The organism is Methylorubrum sp. B1-46 (genome assembly GCF_021117295.1).
Classification (GTDB): Bacteria; Pseudomonadota; Alphaproteobacteria; order Rhizobiales; family Beijerinckiaceae; genus Methylobacterium.
The window spans coordinates 2,941,905-2,955,642 of record NZ_CP088247.1 but is presented as its reverse complement, the minus strand read 5'-3'; the positions used below and the strand labels follow the sequence as shown (position 1 = coordinate 2,955,642).

Genomic DNA, 13,738 nt, shown 5'->3' with positions numbered 1-13,738 from the left:
CTGCGGTCGTTCGAGGCTCACGCCGTCGGCGGAGATCCCCGCGTCCGAAGATCTGACTTGGCCCCAGATCGGACTTGCGCCCTCGAGCCGGCCGGCGCGGACGCCGGTCGGCGTATCGGTTCACCGCCACACGGGCAGGTTGAGCCACCAGCCCCACCATTCCGGCCACCCTTGCGTCCAGAAGGGGCCCGAGATGACGATGCAGACCGCGCTCCAGAATCCTGCGGACAGCGCGAGGAACAGCCCGAGCCGATGGATGCCGAGGGTTCCGATCGAGTAACCGATCGTGTCGCGGAAATAGGTGTCCTCGTGCTCGGGCGTCTTCACCGTCTCGCCCTTGGCCGGGTTAGTCGAGGACAGGATCAGCGAGCCGTGGAGCGCCAGCGCGAACGTCGTCGTGAAGAAGAAGCTCACGGCGAGCATGTGCGCGGGATTGTAGTGGAAGTGCAGATACTGGTAGCCGGTGTTCGACACCCAATCGAGATGGGAGAGGATGCCGTAGGGGAAGCCGTAGCCCCAGGCGCCCATCAGGAACGGGCGGATCACCACCAGCGAAACGTAGGCGAAGATCGCCACTGCGAAGGCGAACGGCACGTGGTAGCCGATGCCGAGCTTGCGGCAGATCTCGACCTCGCGCAGGGCCCAGGACGAGAACGCGCCGATCGCGCAGAAGGTGATGATCTGCCATAGGCCCCCTTCCTTCAGGGGCGCCAGAGCCAGCCCGTATTTCAGGTCGGGCGGAGCGATGTTGATCTGCCAGATGTTCCAGGTCGGTCCGATCGCGGCGCCGTAGAGGATCAGCGCGGTGCCGAGCACCGAGAAGAAGATCGTCGTGACGCCGAAGAAGCCGACGTAGAACGGGCCGACCCAGAAATCGAACAGGTCTCCGCCCAGCAGGGTGCCGCCGCGGACCCTGTATTTGCGCTCGAAGCTCAGCATTGCCATGGCGGAGATCCCCGGAATGAGGATGGAGGGTGCCGGGGCAGGTGTGCCCGCCCGCGGCAGGACCGGATGAGGCCGATCAGCCCGGCATCGTCGGGAGGACGAGGCTGTGCGCGGCGGCGGCCTTGGCGGCCTTCGGGCCTTCCAGCCAGTTGAACCGGTCGGTGCTGAGCAGGATGAAGTGGATCAGCAGCGCCAGGACGAAGAGGAAGGTGAAGAGCGCGACGAGGGTGCGCCTCGGATCGAACAGAAGCCAGATCTTGTGCATCGCGCGTCTCCTCAGCCGATCATCGTCACGAGGCCGTGGGCGGCGTTCGTCACGCCGTCGAGGAGGGCGTAGCCCTTCTCTCCGGGGAGCCAGGGCCGCCAGAGCCAGACGAGGATGTGGGCGACCACAGCGATCGCCGTGAAGATGATGAAGCTCGTGAGGAAGATCGCGTGAAATTCCTTGGCTTCGGGTTCCGTCAGCCCGGACAGGCTGCTCGGTCTTTCAGTGATACCGTTCGCCATCGATCGAACCTCCGCTGGTTATGCCGCGCGTTGACAGGCGTGGCGGGTGTCGCCGTGACTCGATGACATCACGGCGCAGGGATCCCCCGTGTCACCGCACGGAAGTTCTGAGTCTCGTCAGCCCATGAAGGCGAAGGGGATGGCCGACACGGCCATGGCCTTGGCCTCGCCGAACACCGAGCGCCTGACGGCCGGCAGGCCGCGCCGCGGCGCCTGCGCCGGCAGCACGCGCTGCACCATCGCCGCGGCGAGAAAGAATGGGTAGGTCGCGGCGAGGATGATCCGGAACTGGATCGCCTCGCTGTGCAGGCGCGACGCGGGCATCGATCGTTGCATGACGACTCCCATGGCAAGTCTCTCCGCAGGCTTTCCGGCACCGCGCGGGGCCGGAGGGTGAAGGGGATGGAAGAGCGCGCTCATGCGGCCGCTCCCGTGGTCAGATCGCGCTGCGCCCGCTCGACATGGGCGGTCGCCACACGCTCGGCGGCGGCCCGGCGCGCGGCGCGCTCGGCGGCGTCGCGCAGGCGCTTGGCGGCCGAGATCCGAGTCAGGACGGGATGCCGCTCGACCAGCGCATCGAGCCGGGCGCGGGCCGCCTCGTCCCAGGGCAGTTCGCGGTGGGTCCGGGCGGGGGTCGCCTCCACCGCATCCATGTCGCGCGCGAGCGGAAGGATGTGGAAGAGCATGTCGAACAGGGCGTTACAGACCTCCTGAACGAGGTAGGTCGCGCCGGCGTAGCCCATGAACGGCGTGCCGGTGTGCCGCCGGATGATGGCGCCGGGGAAGGAGGCCGGGACGTAGGCCGCCCGACCGCCGCTCTCGGCGAGATACATGCGCTCGTTGAAGGAGCCGAACAGGACGAGCGGCGGGTTGACCTTGATCGCCTCGCGCACCGCCGTGTTGTCGGGCTTGGTGCCGGCACTGCGCGCGAAGGCGAAGTGGCAGGGCAGGCCCATCTCCTCTTCGAGGAAATGGCGCACGCCGCGGGCATAGGTCTCGGTGGCGACGATGCCGAAGCTCGCGGTGCCGAAGAAGTCCTGCGTCACCGAGCGCCACAGATCCCAGACCGGCTTGATCGTGGTGTGGCGCTCGCGCTCGATGAAGGGCTCGGGATCGATCCCGAGGATCTCGCCAAAAGTGCGCAGGAACTTGGTGGTCGAAAGCACGCCGATCGGCGCCTGGAGGTAGGGCCGTTCCAGGTTCTCGCAGAGCAGGCGGCCGCACTCGCGGTAGAGGCAGATATTGGCATCGGCGTTGACGAGTTTCGGCACGTCGGCGAGATGCGCGCCGAGCGGGAAGGTGAGGTTCACCTCGGCGCCGATCCCTTCCACGAGGCGGCGGATCTCGGCGAGGTCGGACGCCATGTTGAAGGTGCCGTAGGCCGGGCCGATGATGTTGACCCGCGGCTTCTCTCCGGCCTTGCGCTCGGGCCGGGCCGGAATGCCCTTCTTGGCGAAGCGCCGGGCGCCGTATTCCTGCCAGAGCCAGCTCATCGCCCGGTCGGCGGATTGCCACTGGTCCTCGTCGATGGTGCGCGGCAGGAAGCGCTGGAGCCCAGTGCCCTCCGGCGTGACACCGCCGCCGATCATCTCGGCGATGGAGCCCGTCACCACGACGCTGGGCTGGCCGGGATCGAGCGTGGCGTGCGCCCGCTTCATTGCGCCTTCGGTGCCGTGGCGGCCGAGTTCCTCTTCCGCCAGCCCCGTGACGACGATCGGCAATTCGTGCGGCGGCAGCGCATCGGTGTAGTGCAGCACCGAGGTGACCGGCAGGTTCTCGCAGCCCACGGGACCGTCGATGACCACCTGCAGGCCCTTGATCGCCGTGAAGACGTAGACCGCCCCCCAGTAGCCGCCGGCGCGGTCGTGATCGATGACGAGCATCAGACCATCTCCCCGATCGGCTTCAGGGGAGCTGCCGCTTTCGGCGCCGTCTTGAGCACCGGCACCTCCTGCCAGATGCCGGCGGCATGGCCGGTGCCCACCCCCTCGAAGAAGGCGCGCATGGCGTCGAAGCGCGGACGGTTGGCGAGCGCGGCGTTGACGACCTTCGCCAGCGAACCGGCTCCGGCGGCGCCCATCAGCGGGCGCGCCGAGATCAGGTTGGTGAAGTAGAGTGCCGGCGTGCCGGCCTCCTTGGCCTTCTGCACCACCGGCGTCGTACCGATAGCAAGATCCGGCCGGAAGTCGTGGAACGCGGCGAGGTCGTCTTCCAGCGAGGCGCGGTAGCGGACGCTGACGCCGCGCTCTTCCAACCAGACCCGGTCCGGCTCGGACCAGGGGGTGCGCGGGCAGGCGGTGCCGACATAAGGCACTTCGGCGCCGCTCTCGACGAGAAGGCGCGCAACCAAAAGTTCCGAGCCCTCGTAACCGGAGAGCGTGATGCGCCCGCGGATCGGCGCCGCGGCCAGCTCCCCCCGGATCGCCGGCAGAAGCCGGTTCTGCGCCGCCGCGATGGTGTCCGGCGGGACGTCGCTGGCATTGCCGATCGCGGCGAGCCACTCGGCGGTGCCATCGTGGCCGACGGGGGCGGAACCCACCACCGGCCGCCCGGCGGCCTCGAACTCGCGCACGCTCGCGGTGTAGAACGGGTGGATCGCCGCCACCGCCGCGGCGTCGAGGGCGCCGTAGAGTTCGCGCCATTCCCGCGTTGGCACGACCGGGCCGGCGCTGAGGCCGAGCGGTTCGAGGAGCGCCCCGATCACCACGGGATCGGCCGGGAACATCTCGCCGAGCAGCGCGACCGCCGGGCGCTCCGAGCGGCCGCCGCGCGGGGCCTGGACCGGGCCGGTCTCGGCCTCGGTGCGGGCGAACTTCAACATGGCGCCGGCCAGCACGTCCTTGGCCTCGGCATGGGTCGGCACGCCGAAGCCCGGCACGTCGATGCCGATGACGCGCACCCCGTCGATCTGCTTGGGAAGCAGCCGCAGCGGCACGCCCGAGGCGGTCGGAACGCAGAGGTTGATGACGACGATCGCGTCGTAGTCTTGCGGATTGGCCGAGGCATGGACCGCCTCGCGGATGTCTTCGAACAGCTTGCCGGTGACCAACGTCTCGGAATTGAACGGCACGTAGCCGACACTCCGACGCGCGCCGTAGAAATGCGACGTGAAGGTCAGGCCGTAGACGCAGCAGGCGCTTCCCGAGAGGATCGTCATCGTGCGCCGCATGCGCAGGCCGACGCGCAGGGAGCCGAAGGCCGGACACATGCTCTGCGGCTGATCGTGCGCCCCGGCCGGATAGTCCCGCTGGTACTGCTCCAGCGTTCCGGACAGGCCGGCGGCCTCGGCAGCCGCGCGCATCGTGTCCTTGCCGGCGTGGCAGCCGAGCCCGTCGCCTTGCGTCGCGGCAAGATCGAGGCCCTCGGGGCGGCGGGCGCGGAGCGCGGTGATGTCGAGGCTGACCGCCATGGCTCAGACCTCGTCGTAGAGGACTTCGAGGGACGGCTTGGCGAGGGTGGTGCGCCCGCACATGTCCTCGAGGGTGGCGGGCTCCAGCACCACGTCGCGTCCGGTGGCTTCGCTGGAGAACAGGCCGAGCAGCGCGTCCTGGCTCAGCGGCGTCGGCTGGTGCGGCGCGGCCTCCGCCACGTTCTGCGCGAGCTCGGCGAAGAGCGATCCCCAGCGCCCGTCGGGCTTGCCGATGATCTCGTAATTCGCGCTCTTGCGGCGGATGTCGTCGTCGGCCGGGATCGAGGCCAGCACCGGAATGCCCGCGGCGTCGGCGAAGGCCTGCGCCTCGCCCGTGCCGTCATCCTTGTTGATGACGAGGCCGCCGACGCCGACATTGCCGCCCATCTTGCGGAAGTATTCGACCGCCGAGCAGACGTTGTTGGCGACGTAGAGCGATTGCAGATCGTTGGAGCCGACGACGATGACCTTCTGGCACATGTCGCGGGCGATCGGCAGGCCGAAGCCGCCGCAGACCACATCGCCCAGGAAGTCGAGCAGGACGTAGTCGAAGCCCCATTCGTGGAAGCCGAGCTTTTCCAGCAGTTCGAAGCCGTGGATGATCCCGCGTCCGCCGCAGCCGCGTCCGACCTCCGGCCCGCCGAGTTCCATCGCGTAGACGCCGTCGCGCTTGAAGCAGACATCGCCGATGGCAACCGACTCACCCGCGAGCTTCTTCTTCGTCGAAGTCTCGATGATGGTCGGGCAGGCGCGCCCGCCGAACAGGAGCGAGGTGGTGTCGCTCTTCGGGTCGCAACCGATCAGCAGCACTTTATTGCCCTGCTGGGCCATCATGTAGCTGAGATTGGCCAGGGTGAACGACTTGCCGATGCCGCCCTTGCCGTAGATCGCGATCACCTGCGTCTCGCGCTTGACCTCGCCGGTGGCGACCGGATCAGGCTCGATCGCGGCCTCGGCCCGCAGCGTCGTCGCGGCGTTCAACGCCGCTTTGTTGAGCTGAAGGTTCATGAGCAGGTCCTCCAATCGAGGATCATCTTCAGGCAGGCCGGATCGGCGAAGGCCGTGCGGTAGGCCTCCCCCGCGTCCAATGCCGGCACCCGGTGGGTGATCAGTCCGTCGAGCGACAAGCGTCCGGCCTCGATCAAAGCCCGGACGGCGGCGAGGTCGCCCGGCCGCCACTCCGCCGAGACTCGGATGCGGGCCTCGCGCAGGAAGGCGGGCGGGAAGGCGAAGGCCAGCGGCGCCTCGTAGAAGCCGGCGAGCACGATCTCGCCGCCGGGGGCGAGACGGCCGATCAGCGTGTCGAGCCCGCTCGAATCGCCGCTGACATCGGTGATGGTGGAATAGTCGCGCGCCGGATCGTCCTCGGGCGCGAGCACGGAATAGCCGAAGCTGCCCTCGGCCCGCAGCGTCTCGCGCTCCCAGACCACCGGTTCGCCGCCTGCGAGCAAAGTTAGCCGGGCGAGCAACCGCCCGAGCACGCCGTGGCCGACGATCAGGCTGCGCTCACCGGGAACGATGCCGGACAGGGCGTGGTAGGCGGTCGCTGCCAGGGCAATGAGGCAGGCCCGGTCGCCGAGCGCAGCATCCACGGGTACGAGGCGAGAGGCCGGGGCGATCAGCTGCGAGGCTGCGCCGCCGAACAGGCCGTTGACCTCGCCGAAACAGCGGGCGCCGGGGACGAACACGGTCTGCCCGACGCGAAGTCCACTGCCGGCCACCGTCTCGATCACCGTCCCGACCGACTCGTAGCCCGGCACCAGCGGATAGCCCATGCCTGGAAAAGGCGGCATCCGGCCGGACCAGAGCAATCGCTCGGTGCCCGTGCTGATCCCGCTCCAAGAGACGGCAATGACCGCGTCACCCTCGACCGCGGGCGTCAGAGCAAGGCGGTTGAGCGCCAAGTGCTCCGGTCGTTCAAGGACGACGGCCAATGCCTCCATGTCCCTGTCTCCGCCCTGTTCAGATTGCGACTCCACAGGCTGCGGGATCGCTTTGTGTCATCCTAGATAGACACTAAAGAACGTCAAGCGTTGATTACGGTCGGATCAGCGTGAGGCTGTGATCAGTCGCGCCAGAAGGGGGCGACGGGTTGAATGCTCACGGATTCCGATGAAGCCGGCCTGCGTCAGCATCGCGGAGATCTCTCCGGCGGTGCGAGGCCGGCCACTGCCCATCGCCAGGAGATAGAAGCCGAAATAGGCGTCGCCGACGGGCTCGGCGCCGGCCGTGCCGGCGAGCGGTTCGGCGATCGCGAGGCCGCCGCCCGGTGGCAATACCGCGTGCACCGCGCGCAGGAGCAGCATGGCCCTGGCATCGTCGTGGTCGTGAAGCACTCTCACAAGCGTGATGATGTCGGCGCCCACCGGCAGGGGAGCGTCGAGGAAGGTCTGGCCGAAGCAGGTCACGCGGTCGCCGAGACCTTCGGCCGAGAGCCGCGCCTCCGCCCGTTCGGCGACCGGTGGGAGATCGAGCAGACGGAGCGCGAGGTTCGGGTGGCGGCGGGCGGCGTGGGCCAGGAAGATGCCCTCGCCTCCCCCGACATCCATCAGGCAGGCGCGGCCGGCGAGCGGCAGCGCATCGAGCACGTCGCCCGCGATCAGCGCCTGAGAGGCCGCCATCAGCCCGCTATAGGCAGCGACCGAATCAGGACCGATCGGCGCGGTGATCCCGTCATTGGCATAGGGCCAATAGCCTGCGAGGCGGGTGGGTCCTACCTCGCCCCGCAGCAGCGCGACCGGATCGGCCAGATCGGCATAGAGCATCGCATGGTGCTCGATCATCAGGGCGATCGAGGGATTGCCGATCAGGGCCGCGCCGAGATCGGCGAGGGCGAAACGGCCGTCGGGCAGGCGCGCGATCAACTCGAGCGAGACTGCGGCCCGCAGCAAGGTCAGGCATCGCTCCGGAGGCAGGCCGAGCCGGCGGGCGATGGTCTCGGCGGGGAGTGGAGCGTCCCGCAGCAATCCGAACAGATCGAGTCGGACGCAGGCGAACAGAACCTGAGCGTAGACGAAGCCGGCGCAAAGGTCGAACAGAGCCCGCGTGTTGCGGTGCGCGGTCCGGCGGGTGAGCGGAAACCCGGCCGCCCAGCGCTGAAAGCGGGGGGAGGCCACCAGCCGATTGCGGAGGCCGAGCCAGCGCTCGCGCCACCCGGGATGCCGGGGCGGCCGCCCGATCTCCGTCATCACGGCCGGCGGCACGGCAGACTCAAGCCGCTTCGCGCAGGGAAGCGGGCAGGAACAGGCGCGTCTGCGCCTCGATCTCGGCACGCATCAAGGCCTGACCGGGACAGGTTGGGATCACCTCGATCGCCTCCCGTGTCAGCCGCCTGAGCCGCTCCAGGGCGCCGCTCATCCCCAGCAGGGCGGCGGCGTTCGGGCGCCCGAGGGTCGCGTCGCGGCCGGCGGGCTTGCCGATCTCCTCCTGTCGGCAGGCCACGTCGCGCAGGTCATCGGCGACTTGGTAGGCCTCGCCGAGGCACTCGCCGAGGAGCCGCCAGGGCAAGGGCGCCGCGCCCGCCGCCGCCGCGCCCGCGACGGTGGCGGCGGCGAACAGTGCGCCGGTCTTGGCCTGCTGATACTCGACCAGATCGACATGCGGCTCGGATTCCCAGGCCTGCCCCGCGACGATGCCCGATGGGGAGCCGACGGCGCGGGCCACGAGCCCGACCAGGGAAGCGAGCCGGGCGGGCGAGCGGGCGCCCCCTCGCGCCAGTGTCTCGAAAGCCGCAACGATCAGCGCATCGCCGGTGAGAACGGCGAGCGGCACGCCGAAGGCGGCGTGGACCGAGGGCTTCTGGCGCCGCATCGGCGCGTCGTCGAAACAGGGCAGGTCATCGTGGACGAGGGAGGCGCAGTGCAGCAGCTCGATCGCCGCCGCCGCGGCGTCGGAGGCGGCGGGGTCGTCGTCGCCGCAGGCCTGGGCGACGGCCAGGCAGAGGCGTGGACGGATCCGGTGGCCACCGGGAAACACCGCGTAGCGGATCGCCTCGGCGAGGAGCGGCGGGGCGTCCGGCGCCTCCGCGTGCGATACCGCAACGTCGAGCACCGCCTCGATCCGCCGACCGACATCCATCGCGACCTCCCGAGTCAATTCATGTTGTCTTGCTCATGTGTCAATTATGATTGACACTAATCGCGGATCGGATCAACGCCGATCATGGGTCGGAGCGAGCATCTTCGATGGAGAGGCGCATCATCGTCATCGGCGCCGGGATCGGCGGGCTTGCTGCGGCAGCGAGCCTCGCCGCGAAGGGTTTTGATGTGACGGTGCTGGAGCGGGCACCTTCCGTCGGCGGCAAGATGCGGTCCGTCCCCGTCGGCGGCATCCCCGTCGAGGCGGGCCCGACCGTCTTCACCATGCGCTGGGTCTTCGACGAACTCTTCGCCGAGGCCGGCACCAGTCTCGGGGCGGAGATCGGGCTGCGGCCAGCCTCCTTGCTCGCCCGTCACGCCTGGAACGGGCGCGAGCGACTCGATCTGTTCGCCGATATCGACGCCTCCGCCCAGGCCATCAGCAGCTTCGCGGGCGCGCGGGAGGCGGACGGCTATCGCCGGTTCTGCGCCCGCGCCTCGGAGGTCTACCGGACGCTGGAAGGGCCGTTCATCCGCGCCGACCGGCCGAGCCCCGTCGACCTCGCCCAGCGCGTCGGCCTGTCGGGAATCGGCAGCCTCTGGCGCATCCAGCCCTTCGCGACCCTATGGGCGGCGCTCGGCGAGTATTTTCGCGATCTGCGCCTGCGCCAGCTCTTCGGGCGCTACGCCACCTATTGCGGCGCCTCGCCGTTCGAGGCGCCGGCCACCCTGATGCTGGTCGCCCATGTCGAGCAGGCCGGCGTCTGGACCGTCGAGGGCGGGTTGAGCCGGCTCGCGGGCGCCGTCGCCAGCTTGGTCGAGCGGCAGGGCGGCACGATCCGCGCCGGCGCGCAGGTGGCGCGCATCCTGACCGAGGGCGGCCGCGTCGCCGGGGTCGAGCTGGCCGATGGCGAGCGCATCGATGCCGACGCGGTGATCGCCAATGCGGACGTGGCCGCGCTGGGTACCGGATTGCTCGGCCCCGACGCGACCGTTGTCGGCGACCGCATTCCGCCGCGCGAACGCTCGCTCTCGGCGGCGACCTTCTGCCTGACGGCGCAGGCAAGGGGCTTCGACCTCGCCCACCACAGCGTGTTCTTCTCGGCCGATTACCGGGCGGAGTTCGACACAATCCTGCGCGGACGCCGCCTGCCGTCGGACCCGACCGTCTACGTCTGCGCCCAGGACCGGGACAGCGACGGCGGATCGGCGCCGAACGGTCCGGAACGCCTGCTGCTTCTCGTCAACGCCCCGGCCGATGGCGGGGAACGCCCACTTGCCTCTCGGGAGATCGCCGCATGCGAGACGAACATCCTTCGCAAGCTCTCGGCCTGCGGACTGACCCTCGAACCGACGCACTCGGCGAGGATCACGACACCGGAGGACTTCGCGAGGCTGTTTCCGGGGACGGCGGGGGCGCTCTACGGCCGGGCCTCGCACGGCTGGACGGCGACCTTCAAGCGGCCGGGAGCGCGGACGCGGGTGCCGGGGCTCTACCTCGCGGGGGGGAGCGTGCATCCGGGGCCGGGGGTCCCGATGGCGGCGCAATCGGGCCGGCTCGCGGCGGCGGCACTGTGCGCGGACCTCGATTCGACGGCGCGGTCGCGCAGGGCGGCTATGTCTGGTGGTACGTCGATGCGGTGAGCGAGGACGGGCGCCAGGGGCTCACGATCATCGCCTTCATCGGCAGCGTATTCTCGCCCTACTACGCCTGGGATGCGCAGCGCGACCCGTTCGCCCATTGCGCCGTCAACGTCGTGCTGTACGGCGAACGGGCGAATCGCTTTGCCATGACCGAGCGCAACGCGGCCGCCCTCACCCGCGGTGCTGCAAGCTTCAGCCTGGGACCGTCCTCACTCGACTGGGATGGCAGCGTGCTCACCATCCGCCTCGATGAGCGTGGTGCGCCGTTGCCGCAGGCGGTGCGCGGCACCGTGCGGGTGCGGCCGAGGGCACTGACCGCCCAGCCCTTCATCCTCGACGCCCATGGCCTGCACCGCTGGTGGCCGATGGCGCCCGATTGCGAGGTCGAGGCCGCGTTTTCCGCGCCCGCGATCGCGTGGCGCGGCAACGGCTACCACGATACGAATGACGGCGATGGCGCGCTGGAAGATGCTTTCACGGACTGGACGTGGTGCCGCGCGCCGCTCAAGCGCGGCTCGGCGATCCTCTACGACGTGCGCCGGACCGACGGCAGCGGCCAGAACCTGACGCTGCGCTTCGATGCCGACGGTACCCTCCGCGAGATGCGCCCGCCGCTCGCAGCCGGTCTGCCGCCGACCGGCCTATGGCGGATGCCGCGCACAACCCGCAGCGACGATGCGCGGGCGCAGGTCTTGCGCACCTTCGAGGATACGCCGTTCTACGCCCGCTCGCTCCTGGCCTCGACGCTCGACGGCGAGGCCGTGCAGCCGGTGCACGAGAGCCTCTCGCTCACGCGCTTCCGCAATCCGCTGGTGCGGCTGATGCTGCCGTTCCGGATGCCGCGACGGATCCATTAGAGCACCGTGCTGGATATCGGATCCACTACGATGCTCTCACCTCTTGCTTTGGCATCGTCCTTTTCCGGAAGTCGGCGGCCACCTTTCGGGACGATGCTCTAAGGTCGATCAGCCGATCTTCGCCCCCGCCTCGTCCTTGCGCTCGTGGCGCAGCAGCAGCGGCGTCTGCGCGAGCGCGAAGGCGATGGTGATCGGCATGATGCCGAACACCTTGAAATTCACCCAAAAATCCTCGGTCTGCGTGCGCCAGACGACCTCGTTGAGGACCGCGAGCGCGAGGAAGAACAGGCCCCAGCGAAAGGTGAGCTTACGCCAGCCCTCGTCCGTCAAGGCGAACATGCTGTCGAGGACCACCGACAGCAGCGACTTGTTGAAGGCGAGCCCGCCGAGCAGGACGAGACCGAACAGTGTGTTCACGATGGTCGGCTTCATCATGATGAAGGTCTTGTCCTGAAGCGCCAGCGTCAGGCCGCCGAACACGAGAACCACGACCCCGGAGACGAGCGGCATGATCGGCAGCCGCCGCAACAGCGCGAAATGCACGCCGAGCGCGATCATCGTGGCGAGGATGAACACGCCGGTCGCCACGAACAGCTTGCTGTCGGCGGTGACGCCGAAGCGCTCGGCATAGGCGTTGCTGAAGAAGAACACCGCGAGCGGGCCCACCTCCAGCGCCAGCTTGAGGAGCGGCGGCAGATGCCGGCGCGGCGGAACGCTCTCGACCTTCATGCTGAGGTTCTCACACGGCTCGGAGGGGGCAGCGGGCAATCGGTTACTCCTTGGGAAGACCGGTGATCGCCCGGGCGAAATCCCGCGCGGCGAACGGCTCCAGATCCTCCACACCCTCGCCGACCCCAATGAAATGCACGGGCAGGCCGAACTTCGCGGCGAGTGCGACCAGAATACCGCCTCGGGCGGTTCCGTCGAGCTTCGTCATCACTAAACCCGACACCGGTGCGGCCTGGGAGAACAGTTCGACCTGGCTCAGCGCGTTCTGGCCCACGGTCGCGTCGAGCACCAGCAGGGTGGCGTGGGGCGCTTCCGGGTCGAGCTTGCGAATGACGCGGACGATCTTTTCCAGCTCGGCCATCAGCCCGGCCTTGTTCTGCAGGCGGCCGGCGGTGTCGATGAGCAGCACGTCCGTGCCGTTTTCCCGCGCCTCCTTGAAGGCGTCGAAGGCGAGCCCGGCCGCATCCGATCCCTGTTCGCGGCTGATGACGGGCGTTCCGGTGCGATCGCCCCAGACGCGGAGCTGCTCGATCGCCGCCGCGCGGAACGTGTCGCCTGCCGCCAGCATCACGCTGCGCCCCTCGGCCTTGAACTTCAGCGAGAGCTTGCCGATCGTCGTCGTCTTGCCGGCGCCGTTCACGCCGACCGTCAGGATCACGTACGGCTTCTTGGCCGAGTCGATCTCGATCGGCTTGGCCACCGGCTCTAGCGCCCGTTCGATCTCGCTGGCGAGGATCGCGCGCACCTCGTCCGGCGAGATGCCCTTCTCGTAGCGGCCCTTACCGACCGCCTCCGACATGCGCATCGCCGTCTCCACGCCGAAATCGGCCTGGATCAGTGCGTCCTCCAGATCCTCCAGGGTGGTCGCGTCGAGCTTGCGCTTGGTGAACAAGCCCGTCACCCGGTCCGACAGCGCGGACGACGTACGGCGCATCCCGGCGGTGAGCCGCGACCACCAGCCCCGCTTCTCCGTACCCTCGACGGCGCTGGAGATCGCATCGCTGGCAAGCGCCGCGGCGGCATCGACGGGCTGGATGTCGGCTTCGGCGGGCGTTTGGGCCTCTTCAGGCGTCTGACCTTCGGTAGGCAGTTGGGCCGCCGGGGTGGCCTCCGCCGCGTCATCGCCGGTCAGGCGCGACCACCAGTTCCGCTTCTCCGACGGCGCGGCCATGGGCGCCGGGTTCTCCGCCACGGATTCTGTCTCGGGCTCGTCCGGCTGCGGCGCCTCTCCCGATGGCGGCTGCGGCTCCGGCTGGAGGTCGGCCCCCTCCACCTCATCCGGGATGCGATTCTTGTCGGGATCGTCCGGCGCCGGCTCGCTGGCGGGCGGCGGCACGTGAGAGACGTCGTCTGCCGCTGTCGTGAAGTCCGGCAATCCCTCCGATTCGGAGGCCGGCGACAGCGGATCCGGCGTGACCGGCTCGTCGGTCGGCTCCCGAGCCGTCTCCTGAGCCAGCTCGGCCTCGGCGGGCACAGACTCGGCGGGCTTCGTCTCGGGCGTGCCCTTGCGCCCGAACAGGCGTCCGAACCAGCCGGGCTTCTCGTCGTCGCTCATCCCCGTTCCTTGCTCG

General features: G+C 69.2%; 14 protein-coding genes. 2 read left to right on the top strand and 12 right to left on the bottom strand.

The window, feature by feature from the left end:
- Positions 1 to 120: 120 nt before the first annotated feature.
- The 10 genes from pufL to LPC10_RS13605 form a co-directional block, all read right to left on the bottom strand.
- A complete protein-coding gene (pufL, locus tag LPC10_RS13650) occupies positions 121 to 945 on the bottom strand; it encodes a photosynthetic reaction center subunit L (protein WP_108940627.1) in 825 nt (274 codons plus the stop codon).
- A 76-nt stretch (positions 946 to 1,021) separates the two neighbouring features.
- On the bottom strand, positions 1,022 to 1,210 hold the full coding sequence (gene pufA / locus LPC10_RS13645; RefSeq protein ID WP_183666711.1) for a light-harvesting antenna LH1, alpha subunit: 189 nt from the start codon (positions 1,208 to 1,210) through the stop codon (positions 1,022 to 1,024).
- A gap of 11 nt (positions 1,211 to 1,221) precedes the next feature.
- Positions 1,222 to 1,452, bottom strand: a complete 231-nt coding sequence (gene pufB, locus LPC10_RS13640) for a light-harvesting antenna LH1, beta subunit (protein ID WP_096485726.1) — start codon at positions 1,450 to 1,452, stop codon at positions 1,222 to 1,224.
- 117 nt (positions 1,453 to 1,569) lie between these two features.
- Positions 1,570 to 1,800: a hypothetical protein gene (locus tag LPC10_RS13635; protein WP_231342363.1), complete on the bottom strand. Its 231-nt coding sequence runs from the start codon at positions 1,798 to 1,800 to the stop codon at positions 1,570 to 1,572.
- 68 nt (positions 1,801 to 1,868) lie between these two features.
- Positions 1,869 to 3,335 carry a chlorophyllide a reductase subunit Z gene (bchZ, locus tag LPC10_RS13630; RefSeq protein ID WP_231342360.1) on the bottom strand — a complete coding sequence of 489 codons (1,467 nt, stop codon included), beginning with the start codon at positions 3,333 to 3,335 and terminating at the stop codon, positions 1,869 to 1,871.
- Positions 3,335 to 4,861, bottom strand: a complete 1,527-nt coding sequence (gene bchY / locus LPC10_RS13625; RefSeq protein ID WP_231342356.1) for a chlorophyllide a reductase subunit Y — start codon at positions 4,859 to 4,861, stop codon at positions 3,335 to 3,337. Before bchY ends, bchZ begins: the two co-directional genes overlap by 1 nt.
- A 3-nt stretch (positions 4,862 to 4,864) precedes the next feature.
- On the bottom strand, positions 4,865 to 5,869 hold the full coding sequence (locus tag LPC10_RS13620) for a chlorophyllide a reductase iron protein subunit X (RefSeq protein WP_231342353.1): 1,005 nt from the start codon (positions 5,867 to 5,869) through the stop codon (positions 4,865 to 4,867).
- Complete coding sequence (gene bchC / locus LPC10_RS13615) at positions 5,866 to 6,804, bottom strand: chlorophyll synthesis pathway protein BchC (RefSeq protein ID WP_231342351.1); 939 nt, start codon at positions 6,802 to 6,804, stop codon at positions 5,866 to 5,868. The genes LPC10_RS13620 and bchC overlap by 4 nt, the downstream gene beginning before the upstream one ends.
- Positions 6,805 to 6,909: 105 nt before the next feature.
- Positions 6,910 to 8,049, bottom strand: a complete 1,140-nt coding sequence (locus LPC10_RS13610; protein ID WP_231347042.1) for an acetylserotonin O-methyltransferase — start codon at positions 8,047 to 8,049, stop codon at positions 6,910 to 6,912.
- Positions 8,050 to 8,071: 22 nt separating this feature from the next.
- Entirely contained in the window at positions 8,072 to 8,938 is an 867-nt protein-coding gene (locus LPC10_RS13605) for a polyprenyl synthetase family protein (RefSeq protein ID WP_231342349.1), read from the bottom strand.
- Between the two features lie 107 nt (positions 8,939 to 9,045).
- On the opposite strand from LPC10_RS13605, the gene crtD reads away from it, so the two are divergent.
- Both crtD and LPC10_RS13595 read left to right on the top strand, forming a co-directional pair.
- Positions 9,046 to 10,581: a 1-hydroxycarotenoid 3,4-desaturase CrtD gene (crtD, locus tag LPC10_RS13600; protein ID WP_231342347.1), complete on the top strand. Its 1,536-nt coding sequence runs from the start codon at positions 9,046 to 9,048 to the stop codon at positions 10,579 to 10,581.
- Positions 10,578 to 11,438 (top strand): carotenoid 1,2-hydratase, encoded by an 861-nt coding sequence (locus LPC10_RS13595; protein ID WP_231347041.1) that lies wholly within the window; start codon positions 10,578 to 10,580, stop codon positions 11,436 to 11,438. The genes crtD and LPC10_RS13595 overlap by 4 nt, the downstream gene beginning before the upstream one ends.
- A 108-nt stretch (positions 11,439 to 11,546) precedes the next feature.
- Here the strand turns inward: LPC10_RS13595 and LPC10_RS13590 are convergent, their stop codons facing one another.
- On the bottom strand, positions 11,547 to 12,167 hold the full coding sequence (locus tag LPC10_RS13590) for a septation protein A (RefSeq protein ID WP_231347040.1): 621 nt from the start codon (positions 12,165 to 12,167) through the stop codon (positions 11,547 to 11,549).
- 43 nt (positions 12,168 to 12,210) lie between these two features.
- Positions 12,211 to 13,722: a signal recognition particle-docking protein FtsY gene (ftsY, locus tag LPC10_RS13585; RefSeq protein ID WP_231342343.1), complete on the bottom strand. Its 1,512-nt coding sequence runs from the start codon at positions 13,720 to 13,722 to the stop codon at positions 12,211 to 12,213.
- Positions 13,723 to 13,738 lie beyond the last annotated feature (16 nt).

What these genes read in the sequence shown, in the direction of transcription:
- pufL (WP_108940627.1), bottom strand. Translation starts at nt 945, where the DNA reads ATGGCAATGCTGAGCTTCGAGCGCAAATACAGGGTCCGCGGCGGCACC.
- pufA (WP_183666711.1), bottom strand. Translation starts at nt 1,210, where the DNA reads ATGCACAAGATCTGGCTTCTGTTCGATCCGAGGCGCACCCTCGTCGCG.
- pufB (WP_096485726.1), bottom strand. Translation starts at nt 1,452, where the DNA reads ATGGCGAACGGTATCACTGAAAGACCGAGCAGCCTGTCCGGGCTGACG.
- LPC10_RS13635 (WP_231342363.1), bottom strand. Translation starts at nt 1,800, where the DNA reads ATGGGAGTCGTCATGCAACGATCGATGCCCGCGTCGCGCCTGCACAGC.
- bchZ (WP_231342360.1), bottom strand. Translation starts at nt 3,335, where the DNA reads ATGCTCGTCATCGATCACGACCGCGCCGGCGGCTACTGGGGGGCGGTC.
- bchY (WP_231342356.1), bottom strand. Translation starts at nt 4,861, where the DNA reads ATGGCGGTCAGCCTCGACATCACCGCGCTCCGCGCCCGCCGCCCCGAG.
- LPC10_RS13620 (WP_231342353.1), bottom strand. Translation starts at nt 5,869, where the DNA reads ATGAACCTTCAGCTCAACAAAGCGGCGTTGAACGCCGCGACGACGCTG.
- bchC (WP_231342351.1), bottom strand. Translation starts at nt 6,804, where the DNA reads ATGGAGGCATTGGCCGTCGTCCTTGAACGACCGGAGCACTTGGCGCTC.
- LPC10_RS13610 (WP_231347042.1), bottom strand. Translation starts at nt 8,049, where the DNA reads ATGACGGAGATCGGGCGGCCGCCCCGGCATCCCGGGTGGCGCGAGCGC.
- LPC10_RS13605 (WP_231342349.1), bottom strand. Translation starts at nt 8,938, where the DNA reads ATGGATGTCGGTCGGCGGATCGAGGCGGTGCTCGACGTTGCGGTATCG.
- crtD (WP_231342347.1), top strand. Translation starts at nt 9,046, where the DNA reads ATGGAGAGGCGCATCATCGTCATCGGCGCCGGGATCGGCGGGCTTGCT.
- LPC10_RS13590 (WP_231347040.1), bottom strand. Translation starts at nt 12,167, where the DNA reads ATGAAGGTCGAGAGCGTTCCGCCGCGCCGGCATCTGCCGCCGCTCCTC.
- ftsY (WP_231342343.1), bottom strand. Translation starts at nt 13,722, where the DNA reads ATGAGCGACGACGAGAAGCCCGGCTGGTTCGGACGCCTGTTCGGGCGC.